At 44.7% G+C, this 26,545-nt stretch carries 25 protein-coding genes; 10 read left to right on the forward strand and 15 right to left on the reverse strand.

All coding sequences use genetic code 11. The features are described from left to right. Positions 1-7 precede the first annotated feature (7 nt). The 7 genes from IQP38_RS06660 to pspA form a co-directional block, all read right to left on the reverse strand. Positions 8-574 (reverse strand): DNA-3-methyladenine glycosylase I, encoded by a 567-nt coding sequence (locus tag IQP38_RS06660; protein WP_017634671.1) that lies wholly within the window; start codon positions 572-574, stop codon positions 8-10. 72 nt (positions 575-646) lie between these two features. Then, positions 647-3,757 (reverse strand): efflux RND transporter permease subunit VmeI, encoded by a 3,111-nt coding sequence (gene vmeI / locus IQP38_RS06665; protein WP_085569587.1) that lies wholly within the window; start codon positions 3,755-3,757, stop codon positions 647-649. Beyond that, positions 3,754-4,851 carry an efflux RND transporter periplasmic adaptor subunit gene (locus IQP38_RS06670; RefSeq protein WP_005378112.1) on the reverse strand — a complete coding sequence of 366 codons (1,098 nt, stop codon included), beginning with the start codon at positions 4,849-4,851 and terminating at the stop codon, positions 3,754-3,756. The genes vmeI and IQP38_RS06670 overlap by 4 nt, the downstream gene beginning before the upstream one ends. Position 4,852: 1 nt before the next feature. Continuing rightward, entirely contained in the window at positions 4,853-5,884 is a 1,032-nt protein-coding gene (locus IQP38_RS06675; RefSeq protein WP_005378114.1) for an efflux RND transporter periplasmic adaptor subunit, read from the reverse strand. 161 nt (positions 5,885-6,045) lie between these two features. Next, positions 6,046-6,435, reverse strand: coding sequence for an envelope stress response membrane protein PspC (gene pspC, locus IQP38_RS06680; protein WP_025766867.1), 390 nt, complete (start codon positions 6,433-6,435; stop codon positions 6,046-6,048). Further along, positions 6,428-6,661 carry an envelope stress response membrane protein PspB gene (gene pspB, locus IQP38_RS06685; protein ID WP_005378117.1) on the reverse strand — a complete coding sequence of 78 codons (234 nt, stop codon included), beginning with the start codon at positions 6,659-6,661 and terminating at the stop codon, positions 6,428-6,430. The genes pspC and pspB overlap by 8 nt, the downstream gene beginning before the upstream one ends. Before the next feature lie 14 nt (positions 6,662-6,675). Further along, positions 6,676-7,347 (reverse strand): phage shock protein PspA, encoded by a 672-nt coding sequence (pspA, locus tag IQP38_RS06690; protein WP_005378119.1) that lies wholly within the window; start codon positions 7,345-7,347, stop codon positions 6,676-6,678. A gap of 232 nt (positions 7,348-7,579) precedes the next feature. On the opposite strand from pspA, the gene pspF reads away from it, so the two are divergent. From pspF to IQP38_RS06720, 6 genes are all read left to right on the forward strand, one after another. Further along, on the forward strand, positions 7,580-8,575 hold the full coding sequence (gene pspF, locus IQP38_RS06695; RefSeq protein ID WP_170890558.1) for a phage shock protein operon transcriptional activator: 996 nt from the start codon (positions 7,580-7,582) through the stop codon (positions 8,573-8,575). 205 nt (positions 8,576-8,780) lie between these two features. After that, a complete protein-coding gene (gene sapA / locus IQP38_RS06700; protein WP_170890557.1) occupies positions 8,781-10,400 on the forward strand; it encodes an ABC transporter substrate-binding protein SapA in 1,620 nt (539 codons plus the stop codon). Beyond that, positions 10,400-11,362, forward strand: a complete 963-nt coding sequence (locus tag IQP38_RS06705) for an ABC transporter permease (RefSeq protein ID WP_005378122.1) — start codon at positions 10,400-10,402, stop codon at positions 11,360-11,362. The genes sapA and IQP38_RS06705 overlap by 1 nt, the downstream gene beginning before the upstream one ends. Then, complete coding sequence (locus tag IQP38_RS06710) at positions 11,349-12,236, forward strand: ABC transporter permease subunit (RefSeq protein WP_005378123.1); 888 nt, start codon at positions 11,349-11,351, stop codon at positions 12,234-12,236. The genes IQP38_RS06705 and IQP38_RS06710 overlap by 14 nt, the downstream gene beginning before the upstream one ends. Further along, positions 12,236-13,231, forward strand: a complete 996-nt coding sequence (locus IQP38_RS06715) for an oligopeptide/dipeptide ABC transporter ATP-binding protein (protein WP_005378126.1) — start codon at positions 12,236-12,238, stop codon at positions 13,229-13,231. The genes IQP38_RS06710 and IQP38_RS06715 overlap by 1 nt, the downstream gene beginning before the upstream one ends. After that, entirely contained in the window at positions 13,228-14,019 is a 792-nt protein-coding gene (locus tag IQP38_RS06720) for an ATP-binding cassette domain-containing protein (RefSeq protein ID WP_005393308.1), read from the forward strand. Before IQP38_RS06715 ends, IQP38_RS06720 begins: the two co-directional genes overlap by 4 nt. Positions 14,020-14,098: 79 nt before the next feature. On the opposite strand, the gene IQP38_RS06725 is transcribed toward IQP38_RS06720, so the two are convergent. Together IQP38_RS06725 and IQP38_RS06730 are read right to left on the reverse strand one after the other, a co-directional pair. Next, a complete protein-coding gene (locus tag IQP38_RS06725; protein ID WP_005378129.1) occupies positions 14,099-14,488 on the reverse strand; it encodes a DUF2750 domain-containing protein in 390 nt (129 codons plus the stop codon). Between the two features lie 68 nt (positions 14,489-14,556). Then, positions 14,557-15,462, reverse strand: coding sequence for a manganese-dependent inorganic pyrophosphatase (locus tag IQP38_RS06730; RefSeq protein ID WP_017634678.1), 906 nt, complete (start codon positions 15,460-15,462; stop codon positions 14,557-14,559). A gap of 186 nt (positions 15,463-15,648) precedes the next feature. Here IQP38_RS06730 and IQP38_RS06735 point away from each other — a divergent pair, with 186 nt between their 5' ends. Beyond that, a complete protein-coding gene (locus IQP38_RS06735) occupies positions 15,649-16,863 on the forward strand; it encodes a putative manganese transporter (RefSeq protein WP_193837446.1) in 1,215 nt (404 codons plus the stop codon). A gap of 77 nt (positions 16,864-16,940) precedes the next feature. On the opposite strand, the gene IQP38_RS06740 is transcribed toward IQP38_RS06735, so the two are convergent. From IQP38_RS06740 to torE, 4 genes are all read right to left on the reverse strand, one after another. Beyond that, positions 16,941-18,680, reverse strand: coding sequence for a glycoside hydrolase family 36 protein (locus tag IQP38_RS06740; RefSeq protein ID WP_193837447.1), 1,740 nt, complete (start codon positions 18,678-18,680; stop codon positions 16,941-16,943). A 198-nt stretch (positions 18,681-18,878) separates the two neighbouring features. Continuing rightward, the gene (torA, locus tag IQP38_RS06745) at positions 18,879-21,341 is read right to left on the reverse strand and encodes a trimethylamine-N-oxide reductase TorA (protein WP_193837448.1); all 2,463 of its coding nucleotides are present in this window, start codon (positions 21,339-21,341) and stop codon (positions 18,879-18,881) included. A 26-nt stretch (positions 21,342-21,367) separates the two neighbouring features. Then, entirely contained in the window at positions 21,368-22,552 is a 1,185-nt protein-coding gene (torC, locus tag IQP38_RS06750) for a pentaheme c-type cytochrome TorC (RefSeq protein WP_005378139.1), read from the reverse strand. A gap of 50 nt (positions 22,553-22,602) precedes the next feature. After that, entirely contained in the window at positions 22,603-22,782 is a 180-nt protein-coding gene (gene torE / locus IQP38_RS06755; protein ID WP_005378141.1) for a trimethylamine N-oxide reductase system protein TorE, read from the reverse strand. Between the two features lie 462 nt (positions 22,783-23,244). On the opposite strand from torE, the gene IQP38_RS06760 reads away from it, so the two are divergent. Together IQP38_RS06760 and IQP38_RS26895 are read left to right on the forward strand one after the other, a co-directional pair. Next, the gene (locus IQP38_RS06760; RefSeq protein ID WP_047100766.1) at positions 23,245-24,057 is read left to right on the forward strand and encodes an ABC transporter permease; all 813 of its coding nucleotides are present in this window, start codon (positions 23,245-23,247) and stop codon (positions 24,055-24,057) included. A gap of 366 nt (positions 24,058-24,423) precedes the next feature. Continuing rightward, positions 24,424-24,549: a hypothetical protein gene (locus IQP38_RS26895; RefSeq protein WP_254903806.1), complete on the forward strand. Its 126-nt coding sequence runs from the start codon at positions 24,424-24,426 to the stop codon at positions 24,547-24,549. An 85-nt stretch (positions 24,550-24,634) separates the two neighbouring features. Here IQP38_RS26895 and focA read toward each other — a convergent pair whose 3' ends face one another. After that, positions 24,635-25,495 carry a formate transporter FocA gene (gene focA, locus IQP38_RS06765; RefSeq protein WP_054577945.1) on the reverse strand — a complete coding sequence of 287 codons (861 nt, stop codon included), beginning with the start codon at positions 25,493-25,495 and terminating at the stop codon, positions 24,635-24,637. Positions 25,496-25,794: 299 nt separating this feature from the next. On the opposite strand from focA, the gene IQP38_RS06770 reads away from it, so the two are divergent. Next, the gene (locus tag IQP38_RS06770) at positions 25,795-26,028 is read left to right on the forward strand and encodes a TIGR02647 family protein (protein WP_005378148.1); all 234 of its coding nucleotides are present in this window, start codon (positions 25,795-25,797) and stop codon (positions 26,026-26,028) included. A gap of 43 nt (positions 26,029-26,071) precedes the next feature. Here IQP38_RS06770 and IQP38_RS06775 read toward each other — a convergent pair whose 3' ends face one another. Continuing rightward, positions 26,072-26,518, reverse strand: coding sequence for a PACE efflux transporter (locus tag IQP38_RS06775; protein WP_005378150.1), 447 nt, complete (start codon positions 26,516-26,518; stop codon positions 26,072-26,074). Positions 26,519-26,545 lie beyond the last annotated feature (27 nt).

Here is a 26,545-nt window from a genome sequence, read left to right on the forward strand (position 1 = left end):
CCAAACGTTACTTATTCTGCTTTTTAGGACATCCAACGATATGGTCATCCACCATGCCGACGGCTTGCATGAAAGCATAACAGATGGTTTCACCGACAAACTTGAAGCCTTTCTTTTTTAGGAATTTACTCATGGCTTTGGATTGCTCTGTCGAAACTGGCACGTCACTCATATGTTGCCATTGATTAATGATTGGTTCGCCGTCCACGAACTGCCACAACGCGTCTGATAAACTTCCGTATTCAGCAATTAACGCTTTGGCCGCTTTGGCATTACTGAAAACCGAGTTAATCTTTCCGCGATGCCTTACAACATCGAAGTTTTCCACGATGTATTCAGCGCGTTCTTCATTTCTTTGTTCCAACGCATCTAGATCGTAATTCTCGAACGCTTCTCTGTAACCTTCGCGCTTTTTAAGGATGGTGATCCAACTAAGACCAGCTTGCGCACCTTCCAAAGTAATAAATTCAAACAGGACTTGGTCGTCATATACTGGCACGCCCCATTCGGAATCATGATATTCGCGCTCTAATGGGTGATTCATCGCCCACGCACACGTTTTTTGTTCTGTCATTATTCTTCCTTAAAAAGCGCCTCTAACTGATGAGCTAGAGGCGCGATATTTTTCATCGTTATATCAGTAGCACTAAGCCTGTTTCGGTACTGCCACTTTATGGAACAAACGATACAACACTGGCACGACAATCAGTGTCAGGACTGTCGCAAAACCCAAACCAAACATAATCGTAACCGCCATTGGTTTGAAGAAAATATCTGGCAACAGTGGGATCATACCAAGGATCGTCGTGATAGCAGCCATACAAACGGGACGGACGCGACTTACCGCAGCATCAACGACCGCGTCATAAGCCTCTTTACCGGACTTCATTTCAATTTCAATTTGGTCCAGTAATACGATGCCATTTTTGAGCACCATTCCCGATAAGCTTAAGAAGCCGAGCAATGCCATAAAACCAAACGGCGTGTTGAGTGCCAACAAACCGGTGGTGACACCAATTAACGCCAGTGGCACGGTAAGCCAAACAATGAGTGGCTCTTTGATAGAGTTAAATAGGAATACAGTGATCAAGAACATGAACAAGTACCCCATTGGCATAGTAGTAAACAGTGACTCTTGAGCATCACCTGAAGATTCGTATTCACCACCCCACTCTAGTGAATAGCCAGGAGGCATTTGAATCGCTTCGATTTGGGGCTGTAAACGTTTTTGCAACGTCGATGCGGTTTCTTCACCTAGAATATCAGGGTCTGCCATCACAGTGAGCATACGCTTACGGTTCTTACGTACGATGATAGGATCCTCCCAACGCATGTCGTAACCCATTGTGACTTGTTGAAGTGGGATAAACTCACTCTGTGCTGGACTCCATATTTTCATGCCTTCGATGTTACGAATATCAATGCGCTCATCTTCTGGTAAACGAGCCACGATAGGCATGAGCGTCGTGCCGTCTCGGTATAAGCCTATCGTCATTCCAGAGAATGACATGGACAAGAAATCATCGACGTCCGATTTGGTAATGCCATAGCGACGTGCCTGACTCTCGTTAAACTGAGGTTCAAGAACTTGGGTTCGTTCACGCCAATCATGCCTGATATTTGTTGCCTGAGGGTCGGCGTACATGATGTCCTTGACCTGAGCGGCTATCGTACGAAGGACGGTTGGATCTGAGCCAATAATACGCGCTTCAATTTTTGCACCACCACCAGGGCCTAACTCAATCTGTTTGAGCTTGTAATTGATTTCTGGGTAGTTGGCTTTTAAATACTCTCGAAACTTCGCCATTAATGGTTTTAACGCTTCGTAATTTTCCATACGAGTGGTTATCTCACCATAAGCCGCATAACTTTTCTCTGGCGCGTACGTTAACATGAAGCGCTGTAAACCTTTACCCGCGGTCGTCGTGATATGGTCAACATGCTCTTGCTTAGCTAACCAACTTTCTAACTCTTTAAGCGTTGTGTTAGTTGCTCGAATATCAGTTCCTTCTGGCATCCATACATCTAACTGAAAAATCGGCGTTGTCGACGATGGGAAAAACGCTTGCTTCACAAAGGTGAACCCGTAAACACTTGCCGCTAATCCCGCAATCAGCACCACAACGGTAAACCAAGCACGACGCATACAAAACTGAAGAAACTTTTTATAAATAACGAAAATAACCCCGTTATATGGATCATTTTCTTCCCCTTCACCTTGTTTAATCTTCTGGCCTTTAAAGAAGATGTCAGCAAAGAATGGTGTCAACGAGATAGCGGTAAACCAGCTCAACATTAAAGAGATCAGCAGAACCGTAAACAAAGTGCCACAGTATTCACCCGTAGAGTCTTCAGACAGTCCAATTGGCGCAAATGCAGTTACCGCAATCACAGTTGCCCCAAGTAATGGCCACTTTGTTTGGGTAACAATGTCGGTCGCTGCTTGGAGTCGAGTTCGCCCTTTTTGAGTACCAATCAAAATCCCCTCAACCACAACGATTGCATTGTCCACCAACATACCTAACGCGATAACCAAGGCACCTAATGAAATCCGCTGCAAATCTATCGCGAGATACTTCATGAAAATGAACGTACCCAACACCGTCAGCAGTAAAATTAAACCGATAAGCAGACCTGAACGTAGCCCCATAAAGAACAGAAGTACGATAATGACGATACCGACAGCTTGAGCCAAGCTCACAACAAAACCGCTAACCGATTTATCCACTTCTTTCGGCTGACTATAGATTTCCGAAATTTCGATACCGACAGGTTGTTGGTACTTTAGCTCTGCAAGGCGATGATCAAACGCTTTTCCGACTTCAACGACGTTGACGCCTTCAGCAAAAGAAACACCCACGTTTAGTGCGAGGCTGCCGTTAAAATTAATAATATTATTCGGGACTTCTACGTAACCACGTTTTATTTCCGCCACATCTTTCAAGAAGATGAGCCCCTGAGCACCCGACTCAGTAATCAACAAATCGCCTAGCTCATCCACACTCTGGAACTCGCCAGTCGGCTGAATTCTGATGTACTCGTCACCAATTCTGATCGCTCCTGCGTCAGAAACTACGTTTTGCGTCGAAAGAAGATTAAACACGGTATCCGGAGCAAGACCTATACTGCTCAATTTTTTCATCGATACTTCGATGAACACTTGCTCTTGCTGTTGCCCAGATACCGAAACTTTACTCACGCCATCAACCAGTTCGAGCTCTCGGCGTAAGTAATCGACGTAATCCAGTAGCTCTTTATAGCTATAACCGTCGCCAGTCACCGCTAACAAAATCCCGTAAACATCACCAAAATCATCGATCACTTGAGGTTCATTCACACCTGGAGGCAACGTCCCTTTAAGGTCGTTCACTTTACGGCGCAACTCATCCCAAATTTGTGGTAGATCATCAGGGCCATAATTGTTCTTCATCGTGACCGTGATTTGAGATAAGCCTCGGCTAGAAATCGAATTTACTTCATCAACATAAGTAAGCTGCTGAATCGCTTTTTCGATTGGATACGTCACTTCTTCTTCGACTTGTTGCGGTGTCGCACCAGGGTAAGAGGTCACTACCATCGCATCTTTAATAGTAAAAGCAGGGTCCTCAAGACGCCCTAAACCAAAGAATGCGGCGATACCACCAATCAAAAATATCAGTGCGACCATCCAACTGATGACGCGATTTCGGATGAAGTACGCAGCAATACCGGTCACATCATCATCACTTTGAGGCACTGATTTATTAAGATCGCTCATAGACCGGCCTCCTGCGTAGCCATTTCCTGTATCACTTCCACTTTCATGCCATCCCTTAATCGAGAAACACCGGCAATCACAACTTTGTCTTTGAGCATGAGACCATCAAGGATTTGAATGGACGTTTTAGATGCCTTACCTGCTCGCACCTGTTTGCGCGATACCGTATTGTCGTCATTCAGTACCCAAACAAATTTGTTTTCGCGCCCCAGCTCGTCACCATCCGCATTAAAAATGGCTTCGATAGGGACATTAATTCCTAGGTTGAGATCAAGCCCAACATTCTCGTCTTTAGACGTTACTTCAACAGCCATCCCATCTAGGATGTACTCTTCTTCCGGCATAGGAAGCGACAGTGTGACAGTAAACGTACCTGTTGTTGGATCGGGCTCAGTCGTAAATTCTTTTACCGTCGCGTTATATTCGTTACCGCTGGGCACGCGCACTAATGCTTTGATCGCGGTAAGCCTTTCTTCCGTTGGCGGTTGGTTCACATAGAGGCGGTCTGGAAGCTGAATCAACACTTCGACTCGCTCCAAGCTGTGAATATTAACGATATGCTGTCCGACTTGAACATTTTCGAATTGGTCGATATTAACTCGCGAAATAATCCCATCCACGGGCGCTTTTAAGGCAGTAAATGATAGACGAAGTTTGGCTAACTGAAGCTCAGCTAAGGCGATTTGTCGTTGTGCTGCAATTTCATCAAACTGAGACTTAGCTAATAGGCCTTTATCAACCAAAGGGCGTGAGCGGCGATACTGACTGTCGACAACAGAAAAACGCGCACTCGCATTATCTACATCCAACTCATAGTCCGTGGGATCTAGCGTTGCAATAACATCACCCTTCGTGACTTTGTCGCCCTCTTTTACCATGATGCGGCTGACTTCTCCTGCCACTCTGAAGCTCAAATGAGAGCGATCCGCTGCATTCGCAACCGCAGGGAAGTACAAGTTGTCGTCCACCTTGTTTCCCGCTAATGACGTAACCCTAACTCGTGGCGTTTCGAGCTCTTTTTCTGGCGCCTTATCCCCACAGCCAACGAGAAAAAGCGTTGAAAGTAAAGTCGCTAGAGAGATGATTCCTTTCATATTACAACCCTCTTTCCTTAATCCACGCTCTTACCTTAATTCCGGGTTCAATTACACTGACACCCGAGATAATGATTTGGTCGCCATCGTTAAGCCCGGCTAACACTTGATTTTTGTCATTCATCTCAATTGCGGCTTTGGATACAATGCCTTGCTCATCGACACGCCAAACGTATGTTTTGCCGTTCTCTTCTAGCAACGCGGAGTTAGGAATCTTTGTCGCTCCTGCACTTTTGGACAGGAGGTAAGCATTGCCAGACATTCCCGGCAAAAGGCCAATTTCTGCTGGTCGCTCCATGACCATCGTGACTTTGTAACTGCCCGTTTTAGGATCGGCTTCTGTATCGATTTCCTGAAAGGTTAAATCAAAGGCTCGCTCGGGGAACGCATCAAATATCATTCTGGCAGAGACATCGCTCCCCTGCGTGTAACGATTTAGAAGATAGTCTGGGATTTGGAATATCACTTTGAGGAGTTGGTTGGACTGAATATTCATCACCCCTTCTTTCGCGGCAACATATTCATGGTTTTCTGCTGGAATGTACGAAATAGTGCCATCATATGGCGCGACAAGTTTGGTATATCTTAAGTTTGCCTTTGCTTGATTCCATTGAGCTTTTGCTGAGTTGTGATTCGCTTTTGCCTCATCAAAATCTTGCTCAGATACTACTTGGTCTTTACGTAGCTTTTGGTATCGCTTGTATTGCACATCTGCGAGCAAAAAATTTGCCCGAGCTTGCTGTTCGAGCAGAGAATATTCATCTGGGTTTAATGACGCCAAAACATCACCTTTACTGACGACTTGACCTTCATTCACTTCTATCGTTTGAAGAAGCCCAGGAACTCGAAATGTCAGTACTGCTCTATCGCCAGCTTCCGTCGTGGCAGGAAAATGTCGCTCAAACTGGGCATTGCCAACAGATACTGTAAATAGCTTCGCAGGGCGCGATTCAGGTTCAGGAACAGGAGGAAGTTCTTTACCGCACCCCGACAAGACAGCCGAGATGGCAATAGGAATGAGCAATTTTCTCATTACATTCATCCATAAAAATTGGGGGATTATTTTTAAAGTAGATGAATTTTGAACGAACTTCCAGAGCAGAAAAGATTAATAGTGCTTTAAAATTAGTAATTTGTGATAAAAAAGCAGGCTTTATGCCTGCTTCAGTTAAATCTTCTTTGGATACAAAATGCCTAGAGCTTACTGAATTCTCTGTTCACCCTATATGTATCAGACGTAACATAAGCTTCCATGTTACGAATTTTGCCATCAAGACGGTCAAAATCCCTTTCCAACACACTGAGCAGTTGATCAGGGCTTTGCCCTTTCTGCCAAGGCTTACTTTTGAGCGTATGCTCTTGCTGCGCTCTGATATTTTCAGAATACGTTACTGGTTGCTTTTCTAACATAAACGCCATCGCGATGTACGCTAACAATACCAAAAACGTACCACCTAACAGCGCTGCAGAAATCACTACAATACGAATCAACCAAACTTCTGCACCAAAGTAGTTGGCAATTCCGGCGCAAACACCGGAGATTTTGCCATTTACTGGATCACGATACAGTTCTCGATTATTCATACTTTCGTCTCCATGTTGGTGACTCAGCATCCAAGATGCGCTCCAATGTATCAACTCGGGACTGCATCGCTTCCGCTTTTTCAGATAGTACCTGAAGGCGCTCTAAATCTTGGCTCGACAGTGCACTATCTGTTTTGCGTTTGCTGCGATAGTGTAAGAAGAGCCATAGTGGAGCGACAAAGATTAAAAAGACAATCACTGGTCCTGCTATAAAAAATGCCGACATAAATGGCTCCTTTCTTATTTATCTTTCGATGACATCTGTTCTTTCAGTTTTGCCAACTCTTTTTCAATTTCGTCTTGTGCCTGCAACTCTGCAAACTCTTGTTCTAGCGATTTAGCATTACCAGTTTGAGCATATAGGTCTGCTTCCGCTTCCATTTCATCCACTTTACGTGAGTACTGCTCAAATTTCGCCATCGCTTCATTAGTACGGCTAGTGTGCAGGTGTTTTTGCACATCACGACGGTTAGATGCAGTTTGGTTACGAATTGCTAGTGCTTGCTGTTTTGCGCGCGTTTCAGCAATTTTGCTTTCCAACTTACCAATCTCGCCAGTAAGCTTATCGATCGTTTCTTCCACTAAGGTTTGCTCAGTGTGGAGGCCTTTAATTACTTGCTCTAGCTTTTGCTTTTCAATTAATGCTGCACGAGCTAGATCTTCGCGCTCTTTAACTAATGCTAAGCTCGCTTTTTGACCCCATTCGCCAATTTGCTCTTCTAACGTTTCAACCTTACGAGCCAACTCTTTCTTGTCTGCAATCGCTTTAGCCGAGTTAGTACGCACTTCAACAAGTGTGTCTTCCATTTCTTGAATGATAAGACGGATCATTTTTTCAGGATCTTCCGCCTTGTCCAGTAATGCACTGATGTTTGAGTTAACGATATCTGCAAATCGAGAAAAAATACCCATAACGGAACTCCTCTTTTTTCCTATTAAAACTCGACAAGGTGGTGATTAACCTTGTGTCTCCCTGAATATATAACAAGTAACGTGCCAACTTATAATTTTCTTTTAAATCAGAGCGTTATTCATTTTGTTGTCGTTACACACTATTGTGCTATGATGTTTTTCACCAACTGTTGGTGAAATTTACCAACTCTATCTCTAAATCATGGCTCGGCTGTTAAATAAGAAGGACTTTATGAAGCAAAACCTGATTGGTGAATCACCTGCTTTTCTCGCTGTACTAGATAAAGTATCACAACTTGCACCCATTGAGCGCCCTGTCCTCATCATTGGTGAACGAGGTACGGGTAAAGAACTTATCGCTCAACGTTTGCATTATTTATCAAGACGTTGGGATAAACCACTACTATCACTCAACTGTGCGACATTAAGCGAAGGGCTAATAGATTCCGAATTGTTTGGACATGAATCCGGCTCCTTCACGGGCTCTAAAGGTAAGCATAAAGGGCGTTTCGAGCGTGCCGAGGGCGGTACTTTGTTTCTTGACGAACTGGCAACCGCACCACTTTTGGTTCAAGAAAAGCTATTACGTGTCATTGAATATGGTGAATATGAGCGAGTTGGCGGTCATACCGCTCTCAATGCGGATGTTCGACTTGTTTGTGCAACCAATGCCGACCTACCAAAATTGGCAGAGCAAGGTGATTTTCGTGCGGATCTGCTCGACAGGCTAGCCTTCGATGTCATTATGTTACCGCCTCTTCGCGAGCGCAAAGAAGACATTCTCTCTTTAGCAGAGCACTACGCGATGAAAATGTGTCGTGAACTGCAACTGGAATACTTTGTCGGTTTTACCCCAAAAGCGCAGCAGTCGCTTATTGAATATGAATGGCCCGGTAACGTCCGCGAACTAAAAAACGTGATTGAACGTGCGATTTACCAACATGGTCTGAATGCTCACCCAATTGATGAACTGGTTTTCAATCCTTTTGAAACGGTTTGGCACAGCGCGCTTGGCCATAGTGCAAAACAAGCAGAGGAAGCATCAAGCAACACCATCCAATTCCCTCTAGACTATAAACAATGGCAAGAGGAACAAGATATCCATTTACTCAATCGTGCATTGGAAGAAGCCAAGTTTAATCAACGACAAGCAGCCGAGCTACTTGGCTTGAGCTATCACCAATTACGAGGGATGGTTAGAAAATATGGTTTGGTCGGACAAAGCTAACTTGACCGAGAGAACTCAATCAATACACGAGCTCGTGACTGCGCTCTAATTCGCATGCATTTATGGCATAACACCTTACAGTGTATGGATTTTATGTTTGGAGCGAGTTCACAAAGGTGATAAATTAGCGAGATCATTTTCGCTTGTTAGCTTTGAAAGAGTAAGATCAAACGAAACGAGCAAGATCCAATGAACATTTCATATTATGAATGCTTTTATAAGATTATCGCTGAGCCTTATTGGGATTAGCCTACTTACCGCTTGTGGCGATGAAATTGACCACAATGATATTCGCAAAGCTGGCTTTGTGTTTTGCGGACAGGGTAAGCCGACCACGTTTAACCCTCAGCTTATTGATAGCGGTATTACCGCAGAGGCTCTGAGCCCACAGCTGTACGATACGCTGCTCACGCTCGATCCTAAATCACATCAGCCCGTGGCAAGCATCGCCGAGAGTTGGTCAGTAAATGAATCAGGGACGGAATACACGTTTAAGCTTAAACGTGGTGTTCAATTCCAAACCACGCCTTGGTTCGCACCCACTCGCCCATTGAATGCAAAAGATGTGGTATTTAGCTTCAAGCGAATCATCGATGTAGACCATCCTTTTCACCAAGTAGGTGGTGGTTTTTATCCATGGTTTGCAGGGTTAGATTTTCAAAACCTACTCCAAGACGTGGTTGCAATAGATGAGCATACGGTAAGGTTTACGTTATCTCAGCCAAACTTTTCTTTCTTGGCCAATATTGCCACCAGCCATGCGGTTATCTTGTCTGCGGAGTACGGACAGCAATTGGCAGCAAAAGATCATAAAGAAGAAATCGACCAACTTCCTATCGGTACCGGCCCTTATCAATTAAAAGAGTACCAAGTGAACGATTTGATTCGATTAGAGCGTCATTCTAATTACTGGAAGTCACCAGCAAAAATGGAACAAGTGGTGTTCGATATCTCTCACAGAGGCACGGGTACATTAGCTAAACTTTTAAGAAACGAGTGTGACGTACTCTCTTCACCTATTTCGAGCCAAATACCTGTCATTCAAGAAAATGACAACCTTGAGCTGACGGCTACACCAGCTAACAACGTTTCCTTTATTGCGATAAACACAGAAACCACCGCGCTGAGTGATGCTCGAGTTCGCCAAGCTCTTAACTTAGCGATCAACCGTCAAAATATTTTAGATTCGGTTTACTACGGAACTGGCTCCCAAGCTTATACCTTGCTACCACCTAATTCATGGGCTTATCAAAAAGACAGTGTAAAAATTCGTTATGACCGGAATTATGCATTGGCACTACTTCGAGATGCAGGCTACGAAGACGGCCTAGAATTGACCATGTGGATACCACTTGAACCACGTGCTTTTAACCCAAGCCCTCGCAAGACCGCGGAGCTAATCCAAGCGAATTTTGCCGATATTGGGGTTAAATTAACGCTACTTACCGATGATAGGTTTGAACGTGTGGATTTGGAGAACATCAACGATATCGATTTACTTTTAACAGGTTGGATTGGTGATACCGGGGATCCTGACAACTTTTTCCGCCCTTTATTATCTTGCGAGTCTGACCGCGTTGGCCTTAACGTGTCCATGTGGTGTAACGATGACTTCGATTTCTTGCTCGATTTGGCGTTAGAAACTCAAGAACCGCGTTACCGTTTGAACCTATATCGCCAAGCACAGAACATTTTGAATCAAGAGTTCCCGGTTATTCCTCTGGCGCATGGCGTGCAGTTCCGTGTGCACGACAAATCGCTGACAGGCTTCAAATCAAGCCCTTTCAATGCCCAACCGTTTGATAGAGTTGAGAGAATTCACTGATGTTTTGGTATACCGTTCGACGCTTTAACCTATTTATCATCACTTTGATGATCCTTACATTAGTGGGTTTTTCTCTGCTTCGCCTTGACCCTCTCTCGCACTGGGCAAACGTTGATTTTTGGTCTGGCTGGCAAACTTACTTGATCAACCTTTCTCAACTCGATTTTGGCATAAGTAAAAACGGCAATGCGATTTACGACGAGCTCGCCGTTGTATTCCCAGCCACTTTGGAATTGTGTTTCTTTGCCTTTTTGGTGTCCCTTTTGATCGGCATTCCACTTGGAACCGTGGCTGGGATGAAGCAAGGTAAATGGCTCGATACCAGCATTTCATTCATGTCAATGTCTGGTTATTCCGCCCCAATCTTTTGGGTAGCTCTGTTACTTATCATGGTCTTTTCATTGGAATACCAACTCTTTCCCGTTGCGGGACGGTATGATTTACTTTACGAAATTGATCATGTAACCGGGTTTGCCATTATCGACGCATTCATGGCGAAAGGCGAATACCGCGCTCACGCACTGCAAAGCGTTATTGAGCATATGGTACTGCCATGTTTGGTGCTCGCTTTGGCTCCAACCACCCAGGTTGTCGGACTAATGCGCTCCTCGGTAGCGGAAGTGATGAGCCAAAACTACATCCGTGCAGCGAGAATCAAAGGTCTTTCTAACCGCGAAATCGTAACTCAACATGTATTGCGGAATGCGATACCGCCTATCATTCCCAAAGTTGGTGTTCAACTTTCGAGTATGATTACCTTAGCTATCATCACGGAGTCTATTTTTAACTGGCCAGGTATTGGTCGTTGGCTTTTAGATGCGCTAGCAAGCCAAGACTATGCATCTATCCAAGCTGGCGTGATGGTACTTGCGACTTTGGTTCTTACCGCTAACATTCTCTCGGATTTGATTGGCGCGATGATTAACCCTTTAGTTCGAAAGGAATGGTATGCTAACAAATAACGTTTATCAGGAAGAACGCATTCCAACTCAGTTTGAGCGATTTTGGCGAAGCTACCGTGCCAACGGACTAGCCATGTTTGGCTTGTGGTGCTTGGTGTTTATCGTCCTTATTACCATTTTTGCCCCCCTACTTGCACCATTTGACGCCCAAGCACAGTCAGGTGAGTTGCTTGTGCCGCCATCATGGGCCCCAGCAGGAACGGTTGATTACTTTTTGGGGACCGATGACTTAGGTAGAGATATTCTTTCGCGCCTGATTATGGGCTCTCAGCTAACATTTGGCGCTGCTGTCGCCATCACCGCAATTGCTGCCGTTGTAGGCTGTTTAATTGGCGTATTGGCAGGTATGACGAAAGGCTTACTTTCGAGTACTCTCAACCACTTGCTCGATACCGTCATGTCGATCCCGTCGCTCTTATTAGCAATCATTTTTGTGGCATTTCTAGGCTTTGGTGGGTTCAATATTTTACTCGCAATCTGCTTGGCTTTGATTCCGCGTTTTATTCGCTCCGTTTATATCGCAGTCCACACCGAAGTTGAAAAAGACTACATAATGGCAGCACGCCTTGATGGCGCTAATGATTTCTACTTACTGTGGAGTTCAATTCTTCCTAACATTCTGACGGTCATTGCCGCTGAAATCACACTCGCGCTCTCTGCTGCGATTTTAGATATTACGGCACTGGGTTTTCTTGGCCTAGGCGCACAGGCACCAAGCACCGAGTGGGGAGCAATATTAGGTGACTCTGTCGAGCTTATTTATATTGCACCTTGGACAGTGACCCTACCCGGCCTGACCATCATGTTTACTGTTATTACCCTAAACTTAGTAGGTGAAGGTGTACGTCAAGCGCTTAATGCGGGGATCGAATAATGCCGTTGTTAGATATTCGACATTTGACCATTGAGATCGAAACACCTCAAGGGTTGGTCAAAGCCGTTGACCGAATGAGCCTAACTTTGAACGAAGGCGAAATTCGTGGTCTTGTAGGTGAGTCTGGTTCAGGGAAAAGCTTAGTTGCAAAAGCGATTGTCGGGGTAAGTAAAGATAACTGGCGCATCACCGCAGACCGTATGCGCCTTGGCAATATTGACTTGCTTCAGCTTACACCAAAAGAGCGTCGGCGCGTCATTGCTCGTGATATTGCGATGATTTTCCAAGAGCCTTCAACTTGTCTTGACCCTTCAGAGGAAGTCGGGCGTCAATTGATTGAATCCATTCCATCTCGCGCATTTGAAGGGAAATGGTGGGAGCGATTTAAATGGCGTAAAAAACAGGCCATCGCGCTTTTGCATAAAGTGGGTATTAAAGATCACAAGCGTTTAATGGGTAGCTACCCTTATGAACTGACTGATGGTGAGTGTCAAAAAGTCATGATTGCCATGGCGATAGCGACCAAACCAAAGTTGCTGATCGCAGATGAGCCAACCAACGACTTAGACCCGATTACTCAATCGCAAATTTTGCGTCTGTTGAGCCGCATGAACCAACTTAATAACACAACCATTTTGCTTATCGGCCACGACTTAGCGACCATAACACAGTGGGCAGGGCGTATTACGGTAATGTATTGTGGTCAGTCGGTGGAGTCTGCCGATACCAGTAAAATCATTGCGGCACCCAAGCACCCGTACACCGATGCCTTGCTTAAAGCGATGCCTGACTTTAATGATTGGGTACCACACAAGCAAAAACTCCAATCCCTACCGGGCTCGATTCCGCCATTGCAGCATCTGCCTATCGGTTGTCGCCTCGGACCACGTTGCCCGTATGCGCAGAAACAATGTGTAGAAATTCCACACACCAGACGAATTAAGAATCATAAATTTAACTGTCACTTTCCATTGAACACGGAGAAAAAGTCATGAGTGCGTTACTTGAAGTCGATAATTTATCGAAGCAATTTGTTACGCGCTCCCGTCTGTTCAAACGTCAGGTTAATGAGGCAGTTAAACCGGTAAGCTTTACTTTAGAGCCAGGACAAACTATTGGTTTTATTGGTCAAAACGGGTCAGGAAAATCCACACTAGCTCGTATGCTTGCTGGCGTTGTTGAACCAAGCTCCGGAGAGATCCGTGTGAATGGCGAACGATTGGAGCACAAAGATTACGCGACACGCTGCAAGCTCATCCGCATGATTTTCCAAGATCCAAACACATCGTTAAACCCACGAATCCAGATTGGTCGTATTTTAGAAGGTCCGCTAAAGCGAAATACCAACATGCCGCCAGATGCACGCATGCAGCGTGTAAAGAACACCCTGCTCCGCGTAGGATTGCTGCCTGAGCACGCCTATTTTTATCCACAAATGCTAGCTGCCGGTCAAAAACAGCGCGTGTGTTTGGCTCGTGCACTTATTCTTCAACCTTCCATCATTGTCGCTGATGAGGCGTTAAACGGTTTGGATATGGCAATGCGCTCGCAGATCATTAACTTATTCCTCGAGTTGCAAGAAGAGATGGGATTGTCATTTGTGTACGTGTCTCAGCATATTGGCATTGTTAAGCATATTACTGATAAAGTGATGGTGATGCATGAAGGTGAAGTGGTCGAGTTTGGCGAGACCAACCAAGTATTGACTCATCCCGAGCATCCTATTACTCAACGACTAGTCGAAAGCCACTTTTATAAAGCGCCAAGCCATCAAACAAAATAGCTTATCAAAGATGTAATCGTGCAATAAAGAAGCCTGCTTTAACGCAGGCTTCTTTATTGCATGGGTACTAATCAAAAAACTAACGGCGGCTCGCTTGTTTGCGCAGTTCAAAATCAAACTCGTCAGGAAACAATACGACCCCTTCTTCATTTTGATTTGGGAATACAACAATCGATAGCTCGTCATCCTCTAGACCAGAGGTCCAACGGCTGTGCCACTTGTTTAAAGAGATCGCCTCAGGCTCGCAATCTTCCCAATCACCATTCGCCCATTGCAAAGCAAATTCTTCGTTTGGCCATACTGGTACACAATCATCATCTTCTGTATTTAACATGACACAGCCATGTTCGTCTTTCAGAATCCAAACCTTACGATTCGCCACAATCTCTTTTACGCAGTACTTTAAACGTTGCTCTTCGTTGTAGCGATTAATGGTATCCATCTGCTCTTGGGTCAGTTGCTCAGACATATTCGTCTCCTATTTCCCATAGAAAAATGCCCGCAGCTAGGCGGGCATTTAAAGTATATGCTAGAAAATTAAGCTAGCTCAGTTTGAAGCCAAGGCCAACCTTGCTTCTTACGGCTTAGCGTGTTTTCCATCATTAGCATGCCGTCTTTTTCGTGCTTAACAAGCTTCTCAGCCCACTCACCTTTGTATAGAAGACGAGTTTGAGCAGTCGTGATGTCTGTTAGCATTACAGCAGCGAACGCTAGGTTATCTTTCTCACAACGAGATTCTAGGTCTGCTTCTAGTGCTTCGATCATACCGTCAACTTGCTCAAGAGTTGCAAGTTCAACCTGACCAACCACTACGTCACGACCGTTGAATGGGTAACCTTTAAGGTCTTTCTCAACAAGCTCAGCCGCTGATAGACCTTCGATGTTTGTTTTAGCAATTAGAAGATCTTTAGTGAACGCGTCAACATCTTGTACGTCTGCGATTGCCGCTAGTTCAGCAACGGCATCTTTGTCTTTTTGTGTACAAGTTGGAGAAGCAAAACCTACTGTGTCAGATAGAATTGCTGACATCATTAGCTTAGCAATTTGTGGAGTAATCGCGTGACCTTCAATCTTGAACATGTTGAATAGAACAGTGTTGGTACAACCAACAGGCCAGATCCATGCTTCCATTGGGTTTACTGTCATCACGTCACCTAGACGGTGGTGGTCAACAATACCCGCAATTTCAGCTTCTGCGATATCGTCTGGTGCTTGTGCTAGATCTGAGTAATCTACTAGCCAAACGGTCTCACCCGCAACTGATGTGCGAAGCTCAGGAACTTCAGCGCCAGCAACTTCTAGGATGTGCTGAGTTTCACGGTTGATTTCGCCTTGGCGAATTGGCATAGCTTCAACGCCACGCGCTTTTAGAAGTTCAGTTGCAACGAGTGCACTACAAATACTGTCACTGTCTGGGTTCTTATGACCTACAACTAGAATCATGTTTCTTCCTATTCAAGTCAATTTTATACGCCGCCTAATACAGTTAATTAGGGCGTGTTTGCTCACAAAGGCCGATACTTTACCTGATTTCAGAGAGTTTGACACGAAGAAAAGTTCACAATGCTATTGCGAATAAATCTCATTTACATATAATGATAATTATTCCTATTTGCATTTGAGTAAACGATGAACGCGACCCAATTATTACACTCTGCACAACAGTTGTTTCAGCCTACTCAGTTTCGTTTAGCTTATAAGCGATTGCTGATCCCTATCGTCATGCTCATTTTGCTAGGCAATGAAAATACACGTGACGTTGCTGTACAGACGCTATCCGACTCATTCTGGGCGGTGTCATGCTATGTTGCTGCCACATTGGCTATTTATCATTATCTTTCAAACTTTATGTCGAAAACCAATCGAATTACCGAGCTATACCATCGCTCGCGTAATCATCAGGTTTTCTTTGCTTCTTTATTGGGCGCATTGCCTGGCTGTGGTGGCGCTATTGTTGTGACAACGCAATTTATTAGTGGCCGAGTGGGATTTGGTGCGATTGTCGCGGTACTTACTTCAACAATGGGTGACGCTGCCTTTTTACTTCTTGCCGCCAAGCCAAGTGTAGGATTAGGCGTGGTTGGATTAGGCATTATCGTGGGTACTCTTTCAGGGCTGGTCGTTAATGCTTTTCATGCTGATAACTTTCTGCGACCAGAACCAAAAGAAGCACCTCAGACACATGCTTACTGCCAACACCAGACAGACCGACACACACCCCTTGAACAACGTGCAATCAATCTACAAGGCGCATTTTGGAAATGGCTTATTGTGCCTGCTAGTGTCGTTGCTGTGTTAATGTCTTTCCAAATAGATATTAATCAGTTGCTATCTTTAAAAGCCAACACCATTGAATGGCTGGGCGCTATCTTTGCAGTGATCACAATGTCATTATGGGCGATGACAAAAGAACTTGGCGATTATCAGTCAACGGTCTCTGAAGATGAAAAAATAGTGGACTCACACCCGATTCAAAAAGCAGCACAAGATACGAATTTCGTCAGTGCTTGGGTGATCGTTGCTTTTCTGGCGTTTGAGCTGACGACCTATTTTTCTGGACTCGACCTTGTAGAAACCTTTTCTCATTGGGGAATTTGGATGCCATTAGCTGGCCTAGCCATTGGTATGTTGCCTGGTTGTGGTCCGCAAATTTTAGTCACTAGCCTATACATTTCTGGTGCAGCGCCACTTTCTGCGCAACTGGCCAATGCGATTTCTAACGATGGTGACGCCCTATTCCCCGCCATTGCAATGGCACCGAAAGCTGCTTTGGTCGCGACTATTTACTCGTCCATTCCTGCGTTTATTGTTGGATACGGGTATTACTTTTTATTCGAGTTCTAACGCCCAGAGCATCAAAACGAGAAAGGAGCCGCAATAGGCTCCTTTCTTGATCTTGGTATTAGGCGATTTACTTCACGTTATGCTGTAACGATCGCTTTCGCATTGAGCCCTTTATCCACGCTCACCATTAACAACTGGCAAGGTTCTTGGTTTAGCTTTTCCCCTGTCCAGTAATCATACCAGTCCACCGGTTGATCAGACGTCAGCGTAAATTCCATCGCTCCGTAACTCGCATAATTAAACAAACAATGGAGGTCATTCTTCGTCGTTAGTTTTAAAAACGCGTGATTTAAACTCAAAGCGGTAAACTTTGCAGATTGCTGGTTACGTTGTTGACGTAACATGAGCTTAGCCAGTGTCTTCTTAGCAAACGGCGTAATCTCAGGGAGTGGGTCGCCAGACAGCAGCAAACCGCCACTCGCTAATAACACCGTGCGATGAAATTCATACTCTTCTCTGGATGCAGATTGATTAGCTAATGAAGTGAACGTGGCGCAATCCGGGTCAATTTGCCACAATTTTCGATGCTGCCAACTACGGTAAAAGGTTTCTTTGGCTATCTGTTCGAATCGACGACTATGACGCTCTACATCGTCAGAAACACGCATTGCATCCACAAGCCCCAGAGATGGCCACATTGGCGCGTTGCAACCTAAAAGCCAAGCATCACCAGCGCCTTTGGCAATCGCTTCCATTCCTAAGCGATACGCCTCAACGCCTGTAATACCAGATTGTTTACGAACACCTTTTAAGGTGCCCCAATAGTTCGCGTCTAGCTTGAACAACTCAACGCACCACTCTTGTCTCATGACAGAGACTACATTCGTCAGATGGTCTTGTACTTCTGGGTTTGAGGTATCGAGTATGTACCAAGGCGTGCATCGCCAACCACCGTATGTGACATCTTCTGCTTTAAGTAAACCACCATCCTTGTGGCGAACAAACCAATCTGGATGCTGTTTGAAGATCTCCGACTCAGGCTGAGCAATAAAGGGCGCCATCCAAATCGCCGGCTTTTTGCCTTTTGCACGGATACTATGAATGAGCTCTTTTACGCCACCAGAAAACTTATCTGATGGGGTTAACCAATCGCCCATAAAGGCTTGATAGCCATCATCCAGAAGTACCCACTCTAGGTCTTCGAGCTTATCTTGCATGCAATCAACGTTCTGCATGATGTTTTGCTCTGTCACGTCTGCGTAGTACGCGTACCACGAACACCAACCAACAGGCGCATCTTGTGTCACACCTTGGCGAACAGGATGATGCTTTGCAATCATCTCGCCATAGGTTTGATAAAGCTCGGACAGTGATTGACCACAGAGTACCGCCACGGATTCAAGTTGATTACTTTCCCAATCCGCCACTTGAGTCAACTCACCATCAATTGCGGCTGATAAAACCCAATGCCCATCACGCAGTACAACATCAAAATAGCCAGCAAAGCGATGACATGATGTGAAGCCAAATAATGTGTAGCCCGCTGAACCTTCCACCACTAAATAGTTGTAATAACGCTTAGGGGCATCTTTAGGGTAGATTCGATAAGAAGGATTATTGTCTGGGCAGCGACCAATATCAACGGGGTGATTGATCGTTCCCGCCGTTTGCGCCAACATTTGAAAACCATCCCCAATTACGTTGGCCTCGTGCTCGTACAAAAACGGCATTTCGAATAACACTTCACGGTCCGTAAAGGTTTTATTGTGAAGGCCAGCAAAAGAAAAATGTAATTGATTACCTTCGACTTCAACTTGGAAGTCATTGTTACTCACAGTGATCTCAGTGTGATTTGCTAATTGAATGCTCTGAGCCATAAAGAGTCTACTCACTTAATTATTATTGTTTAGCTTGGCGCATTATCTCCTGCTTGTCTCACCCAATTCGTTACCATCATCACGAATACCAGTCTCGTTTAACGTTATGAAGTTACTATTGAGACAACGCTCACTGAAATTTTGATAAAAAAATACCAGCCCTGAGGCTGGTATTTGGATTTATGCAAACTGCACTAATTAAGCAACTTCGATCGGACCACCAAATGAAGTGACTGGCGGCACTTTACCTGTGAACTTCTCGAAGTCTACGATACATGTGTTCGCAGAAGTCGCCTGTGCAAGCTCAGAAGAACCGATGTCTTGCGTTAGCGTGTTAGGATCACCGTAGGTACAGATTGCGCCTTCTTTCTCGTTTAGAGGACCGTACCACGCACCTTCTTCGATACGAATAACGCCACGTGGGTAGCTGTCAGTCAAAACAGCACCAGCTAATAGCTGACCACGACCGTTGAATACACGTACCAAATCACCATCTTTGATGCCTTTTGCTTTGGCATCCGCTGGGTTGATGTAAACCGGCTCACGACCTTGTACCGCGTAAGTCGCGCGGAACTCTTCAGACTCACACATTTGAGAGTGCAGACGCTTATCAGGGTGGCAAGACTGCAACCAGAATGGGTATTTATCTGAACCAGGACCACCGTGTGAACGCTCTGATTTTTCGAACCACATTGGGTGCTCTTGACAGTGTTCGTAACCGTAACGGCCGATCTTACGAGACGTGATCTCGATGAAGCCAGACGGCGTACCTAGTGGATTCAGCTCAGGGTCTTTACGGAAGTCCGCATGACGAACCCAAGGTTTACCTTCACCGAAGTCTAGTACGCTCTTCTCCCAGAACTCGTTGAATTCTGGCATTTCAAACTTACCTTCGTTCGCTTTTTTACAATCGTTGTAAAGGCTTTCGATCCATTCCATCTCACTCATACCACGAGTGTATTCTTCGCGGCGACCAAAACGCTGAGTGAGTTCACTCATGATTTGGAAATCAGGCTTAGATTGGAACAATGGATCAACGAGGCGATGCATCGCAATCAGACCTTTGTTCGAGTATGAACCGTATACGTCGATGTCGTTACGTTCCCATTGCGTACACGCCGGTAGAACGATATCTGAGAAACGACATGTTGCAGTCCAAGCAAACTCGATCGTTACAACCGTTTGAAGTTTGCGGAACGCTTTCTTCATGCGGTTACGATCTTGATGGTGGTGCCATGGGTTACAACCCGAGATAACCATCATCTTGAAGTCTGGCAGTTTCACTTTACCGCCGTTGTAGTTGATCTCTTTGCCAGGTTCTAGCAGACAGTCGATCCAACGTGCAACTGGGATAGTACGACTGTAACCGTTAAAGTCGTTGTTGTCCCACTTCGGTTTCATACCTTGGTCAAGGTTACGAGGGAAACCACCAGGGCCCGCGAAACCAGTAGAAGGCACACCGATACTTGAGTAATGGTGACCGTAAGAGATACCACCGCCAGGTAGACCGATTTGACCAACCATTGCAGCAACCACAGCCGCTGCCCAGTATGGCTGCTCACCGTGCTCTTGACGCTGGATACACCAACCCATTAGGATCTGTGTACGACCGCTGACTAGCATGCGTGCGAATTCACGGATCTTGTCCGCTTTCACGCCACAAATCGCTGCTGCCCATTCAGGCGTCTTCTCTACTTTGTCTTTTGTCTTACCTTGAACGTATTGAATGAACTCTTCAAAGCCTAGACAGTAAGTATCAATGAACTTCTTATCGTACAGGTTTTCGTTGTACAACACGTGTGCCACAGCGAGCATGAACGCTACGTCTGTCAGCGGGTTGATGTACAAGTGATCGTTCTCTAAGTAGCGCTGAGTTTTGTTCTTCACTGGGTCTACAGATAGAACGTTGATCTCACCTTTCGCCACTTTTTCTTTTAGTTGTGCAAGGTACTTAAACGACTCATGCGTTTCACAGTTCCAACCTACTTGAAGGTTTTTCACTGGGTCGTTAGCCCAAAGAACGATGTTGTCAGAGTTTTCTAGGATCTCAGACCAAGACGTACCTTGTGCGTAAACTTCGGTTGAACCTAGCACGTAAGGCATAATGGTTTGGCCTGCACCCGTCGAGTAGTCACCTACTTTCGTGATGAAGTTGCCGTGCATACCCACTGCACGTTGCATGTGCGCGGTACAGTTGTTAAATGAACCCGTTTGGTTCCAACCTGTTTGACCTGCATGCAGCGCCCATGGGCCGTAGTCTTTTTGAATACGTTCTAGCTCACGGTAGAACAAGTCTAGCGCTTCATCCCAAGTTACTCGGATGAAACGGTTGTTACCGCGAGTATCCGCGCTGTATTTGTGTTTCTTCAACCAATCTAGACGAACCATTGGGTAACGAACACGTGAAGGGCTGTAGATAATACCCTTAATGCCGTTCAACATTTCTGTTGGGTTTTTGTCTAGCTCTAGCGGCTTGATCTCTTGAACTTTACCCGCGTAGATGTGGGCGCGGAACGCGCCCCAGTGAGAACCGGTTACTTTCCAAGTACCTGTCGTCTCAATGGCATTTGCAGAGGCGGACGCCAATAAGCTAGGACCAATTACTGACGCTGCACTTGTGGTTGCTACACCTTTAAGAAAACTTCTTCGTGTAATAGCCATTTAAAATTACTCCAATCCGACGCTTATTAGTGGTGACCTTCAGCATAATCTGAAGAGTGTTTCTGTAGATACTTCAAGATCAGTGCTTCACTGTCTGTATCTAGGTTAACGAACGCCAACATACCGTCGAACATACCTGGCCAGGTGTTCGCGTCGAAGTGCGCTTCCGCAGGTTGAGTGTGACATACAGAACAATTGGTCTTGTAGGCTTCACGAGATTTTTCCCAAACAGGATTGATGTCGTTCAGCATAGACTCTTTCTTAATCCATACTTTCGCCGCTACTTTTTCCCAAGGAAGGCCTGTTAGCTCATCCACTTTTTTCTCACCAGTCGTCACAATGTTGCTGTCTGTTGCTGCTTCTTTCATCAGAGACGCAGTCGCAATGTTCTTACCGAAGTCTTCTTGAATTACACGACCAAAACCTTTTGCTTTGCGCCAACCGTCAATTTCGATCTCAACAAACTCGCCTTTGTCTTCAAGAACTTTAACGGTCGATGCAGGATTAAGAAGACCAGCTTCTTTACTGCCTTGCGCATCAAAGTAAATTGGTAGGTGACGAACGCTCACGAGTTGCTGACCAACGCCGTAATCCGTGTTAGAAGTCATACCCTCTAGATCACCCACGATACCGCCAATGCTGTCCATGCCTGCTGGTAGGTTGTGCGCAATACCCTTGTGACAGTCAACACAGCTTTGATCTTTCTCAGCGGCTTGCTTCATTTGGATACGAGCGGTTGGAGACATTTGCTCGAAATCCATCGATTCGTAGTTGTGACAGTTTTTACACTCCAGAGATTTGTTTGCCGAGAAACGATCCCATTCGTGTTTAGCAAGTTCGATACGACGCTCTTCGAACACACCCGGTTCGTCGTAGTTGCCAAATACTTGTGCAAATACTTCTTTGGAAGCTTGCATCTTACGAGCGATCTTATCTGTCCAGTTATGTGGAACGTGACAATCAGGGCAGGTAGCACGAACACCAGAGTGGTTTTTCCAGTGCACCGTTTCTTGTAGCTCAACGTACACGTTGTCACGCATTGTGTGACAACTAATACAGAATTCTTCTGTGTTGGTTGCTTCTAGAGCGGTGTTAAAGCCACCCCAAAAGATAACACCAGCAATAAAGCCGCCCATAGTCAGCACACCTAGGCTGATATGTACAGCTGGGCGCGTCATGGTACGCCACAGTTTAATGATTAATGATTTCATTATTTGCTCTCTTAAAATCTTTTCAAAAGTGTGGTTATGAGCTCACTGGCTTACATGCCGTGCGCGCCTGGAGGTCCAAAGAAGAAGACTTGCAACATCCAAACGATGAACCCGTAGCCGCCAACAAAGGCCACACTCAGAATTGGGAAGAGAACAACTGCAATGAAGAGGAACGACTTCCACTCCAGGGAGCGTTTTTCACCACTCTCAATTTTATTAACATCACTCATACATTTGCCTATTTTGTATCTAGTGTTATTGAAAAGCCCGCGTAACCAAGCTTAAGTTTTTTACAATCTCTAATGGAAAATGTTAGACCATACTAATAGTAGGGTTCAATCAAATAAGCGACCTCAGACCTTGTAATTCAACACTTTTTTGAGCTCATCCAGAGATATGATGGATTGATGTTATTTATTAAAAAACATGAACAGATGTGACAAAATAAGTCTTTTAAGGAGTTGTTAAATAACCAACATTTAAGAAACATCGATCACATTTAAATCGTAATTACCATGCCATAAATCGACTTAAAAACTCCGAAAAAGATAACCACTTGTAAACAGAATGCTGCGTATTAATGTCTAAAATAGCACTCAAGGTTTACTTTAAGAACAGCAAAAAGTGCACATAGTGGTTCATATAAAGGGGAGGCTTAGATACAATTATTCGCGTATTTTCAAGGAGCGATTATGGATAACGTGGTGGATATAAGCTGGGTCAAACTGGCACTGTTTGGTTTGATTTTATTGGTCCCCTTCTTTATCAATGCCCGCTACAAATTAGGGATAGCAAAAGACACCATAATCAGTGTTATCCGAATGACACTTCAGCTCATATTGATTGGCGTGTATTTAGAATATCTTTTTCAATTAAACAGCTTACTTGTCAATATACTTTGGCTTGCCATCATGCTACTGATTGGTGCCAGCTCAATTGCGGGAAAAGCTCGCTTACCTAAAAAACCACTTATGCTTCCGCTACTAACGGGCCTTACCTGTGGTCTAATACCACTTCTGATAGCAATTACAGCAGGCTTAGTGCAACCATCCCCTATTTACAATGCGCAGTACATGATCCCACTTGCTGGTATGTTATTGGGTAACAGCTTGAGTAGTAATATCATCGCTCTTCAGAATTTGTTTACGGCTTTTGAGCAGAGACAAGCAGAATATGAGGCTGCAATCTCACTTGGAGCCTCTCCTCGCTACGCATCCTTCCCCTTCATTCAGGAGGCTCTTAGAAAGTCCCTTGCCCCGACTTTAGCTTCTATGGCCACTACAGGGCTGGTTACCTTACCGGGTATGATGACCGGTCAAATTCTAGGTGGCGCGAGCCCGATGGTTGCGATTAAATACCAGTTAGTAATTATGCTGGCTATTTTCGTTATGTTGAGTGCCTCCGTAACCATAACGTTAGAAATGACACTGCGCTGGGTACAAACCAAAGAAGGCCGAATCAAGATAAAAATCGAGCAACCCGAATCGACCAAAACTCACGGTTAGTTGGCGCTTGTGGGTAAAGCCCGTTAAACAACTTATGTTGCCAAGTCGAACGTACTTATAACTGAATAACTCAACTATTCTTCGAGCACTCATCAAGACGCTTTCAGATGAAAAGTCAGGTAGAATTCTTTTTGATATAAGCCTCTAATTTTATGAAATTTTCTTTGTAAGTTTAGATACGCACGACCTTTGATACAGGTTATCCACAGAAAATGTGGATAAGCCCCCAAAACCTATACGCAACCAGAAACATAGCAACATAAGTGATCAATCGAATCGTCATGCATTGATCACGTGACTGACATGTTCTAATTTTAAAGTAAAGGCAGTGACCACAAACTTGGAGAGACGTACATGGATGTCTTAATGATCAAAGAAAATTACGATGAACTCCTGTCCGATGCACCTCTGGATTGGCTAGTTCAAGAACCAAAGGAAGTAACTTCTCATTGGCTCCCAACCGATTTTGGCATCAACGAAGAGTTGATTTAGCATGACTCGACTTATTTGGCATTTGCAGAGACAAATAAAAAGAAAGGCGAACCATCTGGTTCGCCTTTCTTGTGATCTTCTAAACTTATCGCAAATGGTTATCTTCATCGCGTAGATAAATCATCCAATACCACATGCCAACAAATACGCCACCACCAATAATGTTTCCTATCGTAACAGGAATTAGGTTGTTTACGATGAACCCCATCATGTTTAAGTCCGCGTAGTTTGCAATATCTACCCCTGTCATTTGCCAAAACGCTTCTGGCGCAAAGTACTTAATACCAATCGCCATAGGAACTTGGAACATATTCGCAATACAGTGCTCAAAACCTGCCGACACGAACATAGCCACAGGCAAAATCATGACCGCTATTTTATCTGTCAATGTTCGCCCACTAAACGTCATCCAAACTGCAATACAAACTAATACGTTACACATAATGCCAAGCGCAACAGCAGCAAAGAAACCATGATGTAATTTGTGTTGGGAGATCGCCATCGCGTTAAGACCAACTTGGCCATGATCAAACATATATTGCTTGGTAACTAGCATACAGGCCACGAGCAAAATGGCCCCAACCATATTGCCAAAGTAAACCACCAACCAGTTTTTGATAAGTGCTTGCCAAGAGATTTTTCCACTCGCACGCGCAACTAGTGTTAGCACAGAGCTAGTGAAAAGCTCGCCGCCAGTAACCACCACCAAAATCAAACCAAGGCTAAATGCCAGACCACCAATGAGTCGTGTAATGCCCCAAGGCAGCTCGCCTGCGCCTGTCGTTACTGTGGTATAGAAGATGAAAGCAATACCAATATGAAGCCCCGCAGAAATGGCGAGCAGAAAAGATTTGATTGGAGCTTTCGTTGCTTTGCCTACCCCCACTTCAGCCGCGCGTTCCGCAGCTTGTGGCGGTAATAGTGAGTCAAACTGATTAAAGTTCATTCTGGTGTAACATTTAGAAACATTTAAAGAGGCGCGGATAATCGCTCTATTTCCCTATTTTTTCAAGTGCTATTTGGCGTGTTTACTAAAATCGTTGTTATTGGGAGATCAAGCAATAAATAGCGCCTATCATTCGCTACCGTAAGTATCATTGATACTTAACAAGTATTCGGCCTTTCGAACAAAGATCCTGCGTTATATCAGCCTGATAGCGCCATACTTAACACTTCTTGTCGTTGAATGTTGCCCAACGCTACTTTTCAGACTAGCTTGGTAAAAAAAGCGCAAAGGAATCATTTATGAAATATTCAGCTGAACATATCGCCGAATTGAATCTACTTCTTCAGTTCGACCTAAGTAGTGCTGCAACTGGTATTAAAGTTCATACAGACGCGTCAGAAGAAATGCAGGCAGCCGTTGCTCGTCTATATGAGAAGCAACTTTGTACACAGCCTGACGGTGGTTATCTAACAGACGAAGGCATTGAAGTTGCAGAACATGCAGATAAGATTTTAAGAGTTTTGTCTGTGTAATTTGAACAAAAAACGCCACCGAACTCGGTGGCGTTTTTTAGTCCTATATTTTTCCTGTCGATGCCTGCGGCAATAATCGCTTTTTCATTTTGCTAAATGGTTGAACCTTGTCATACAACCAGTTAAAACCAGTAGCATAAAATAGGAAGAAAACGAGGAAGCCGGCTTCCAGCATCAGAGCTTGAAGAAGCGTAATTTCTAAGAACCAGGCAATCACAGGTAGAGAGATAAAGATCAATCCTCCCTCGAAACCAACAGTGTGTCCAAGCCGCATCGCTAAACTTCGCTCAGCTCGATTGCCACCAAACCACTTATCAAAGTACAAGTTGTAGATGTAGTTCCATATCACGGTATACATGCTCAACCCGACCCCAACCAACGCAAGATCACTAGAGCCCTTTCCAGTGATCAATGAAGCCGCTGGTACAATAATCGCGAGTGCGATTAACTCAAAAAGTACTGCATGAAAAATTCGTTCGTTACGAGTCATATTTCTCTGTCCAAATAGTTCTACTCA

The organism is Vibrio sp. OPT41 (assembly GCF_015163595.1).
Classification (GTDB): domain Bacteria; phylum Pseudomonadota; class Gammaproteobacteria; order Enterobacterales; family Vibrionaceae; genus Vibrio; species Vibrio alginolyticus.

Excerpts from the sequence above, each read along its gene's own strand:
- IQP38_RS26895 (WP_254903806.1), top strand. The coding sequence starts at position 24,424 with ATGATCAAAGAAAATTACGATGAACTCCTGTCCGATGCACCTCTGGAT.
- pspC (WP_025766867.1), bottom strand. The coding sequence starts at position 6,435 with ATGAATAATCGAGAACTGTATCGTGATCCAGTAAATGGCAAAATCTCC.
- IQP38_RS06730 (WP_017634678.1), bottom strand. The coding sequence starts at position 15,462 with ATGATTCTAGTTGTAGGTCATAAGAACCCAGACAGTGACAGTATTTGT.
- IQP38_RS06720 (WP_005393308.1), top strand. The coding sequence starts at position 13,228 with ATGAGTGCGTTACTTGAAGTCGATAATTTATCGAAGCAATTTGTTACG.
- pspF (WP_170890558.1), top strand. The coding sequence starts at position 7,580 with ATGAAGCAAAACCTGATTGGTGAATCACCTGCTTTTCTCGCTGTACTA.
- torC (WP_005378139.1), bottom strand. The coding sequence starts at position 22,552 with ATGAAATCATTAATCATTAAACTGTGGCGTACCATGACGCGCCCAGCT.
- IQP38_RS06670 (WP_005378112.1), bottom strand. The coding sequence starts at position 4,851 with ATGAAAGGAATCATCTCTCTAGCGACTTTACTTTCAACGCTTTTTCTC.
- IQP38_RS06760 (WP_047100766.1), top strand. The coding sequence starts at position 23,245 with ATGGATAACGTGGTGGATATAAGCTGGGTCAAACTGGCACTGTTTGGT.
- IQP38_RS06775 (WP_005378150.1), bottom strand. The coding sequence starts at position 26,518 with ATGACTCGTAACGAACGAATTTTTCATGCAGTACTTTTTGAGTTAATC.
- IQP38_RS06660 (WP_017634671.1), bottom strand. The coding sequence starts at position 574 with ATGACAGAACAAAAAACGTGTGCGTGGGCGATGAATCACCCATTAGAG.
- IQP38_RS06715 (WP_005378126.1), top strand. The coding sequence starts at position 12,236 with ATGCCGTTGTTAGATATTCGACATTTGACCATTGAGATCGAAACACCT.
- focA (WP_054577945.1), bottom strand. The coding sequence starts at position 25,495 with ATGAACTTTAATCAGTTTGACTCACTATTACCGCCACAAGCTGCGGAA.
- IQP38_RS06725 (WP_005378129.1), bottom strand. The coding sequence starts at position 14,488 with ATGTCTGAGCAACTGACCCAAGAGCAGATGGATACCATTAATCGCTAC.
- sapA (WP_170890557.1), top strand. The coding sequence starts at position 8,781 with ATGAATGCTTTTATAAGATTATCGCTGAGCCTTATTGGGATTAGCCTA.
- pspA (WP_005378119.1), bottom strand. The coding sequence starts at position 7,347 with ATGGGTATTTTTTCTCGATTTGCAGATATCGTTAACTCAAACATCAGT.
- IQP38_RS06710 (WP_005378123.1), top strand. The coding sequence starts at position 11,349 with ATGCTAACAAATAACGTTTATCAGGAAGAACGCATTCCAACTCAGTTT.
- IQP38_RS06735 (WP_193837446.1), top strand. The coding sequence starts at position 15,649 with ATGAACGCGACCCAATTATTACACTCTGCACAACAGTTGTTTCAGCCT.
- IQP38_RS06675 (WP_005378114.1), bottom strand. The coding sequence starts at position 5,884 with ATGAGAAAATTGCTCATTCCTATTGCCATCTCGGCTGTCTTGTCGGGG.
- vmeI (WP_085569587.1), bottom strand. The coding sequence starts at position 3,757 with ATGAGCGATCTTAATAAATCAGTGCCTCAAAGTGATGATGATGTGACC.
- torA (WP_193837448.1), bottom strand. The coding sequence starts at position 21,341 with ATGGCTATTACACGAAGAAGTTTTCTTAAAGGTGTAGCAACCACAAGT.
- IQP38_RS06770 (WP_005378148.1), top strand. The coding sequence starts at position 25,795 with ATGAAATATTCAGCTGAACATATCGCCGAATTGAATCTACTTCTTCAG.
- pspB (WP_005378117.1), bottom strand. The coding sequence starts at position 6,661 with ATGTCGGCATTTTTTATAGCAGGACCAGTGATTGTCTTTTTAATCTTT.
- IQP38_RS06740 (WP_193837447.1), bottom strand. The coding sequence starts at position 18,680 with ATGGCTCAGAGCATTCAATTAGCAAATCACACTGAGATCACTGTGAGT.
- torE (WP_005378141.1), bottom strand. The coding sequence starts at position 22,782 with ATGAGTGATGTTAATAAAATTGAGAGTGGTGAAAAACGCTCCCTGGAG.
- IQP38_RS06705 (WP_005378122.1), top strand. The coding sequence starts at position 10,400 with ATGTTTTGGTATACCGTTCGACGCTTTAACCTATTTATCATCACTTTG.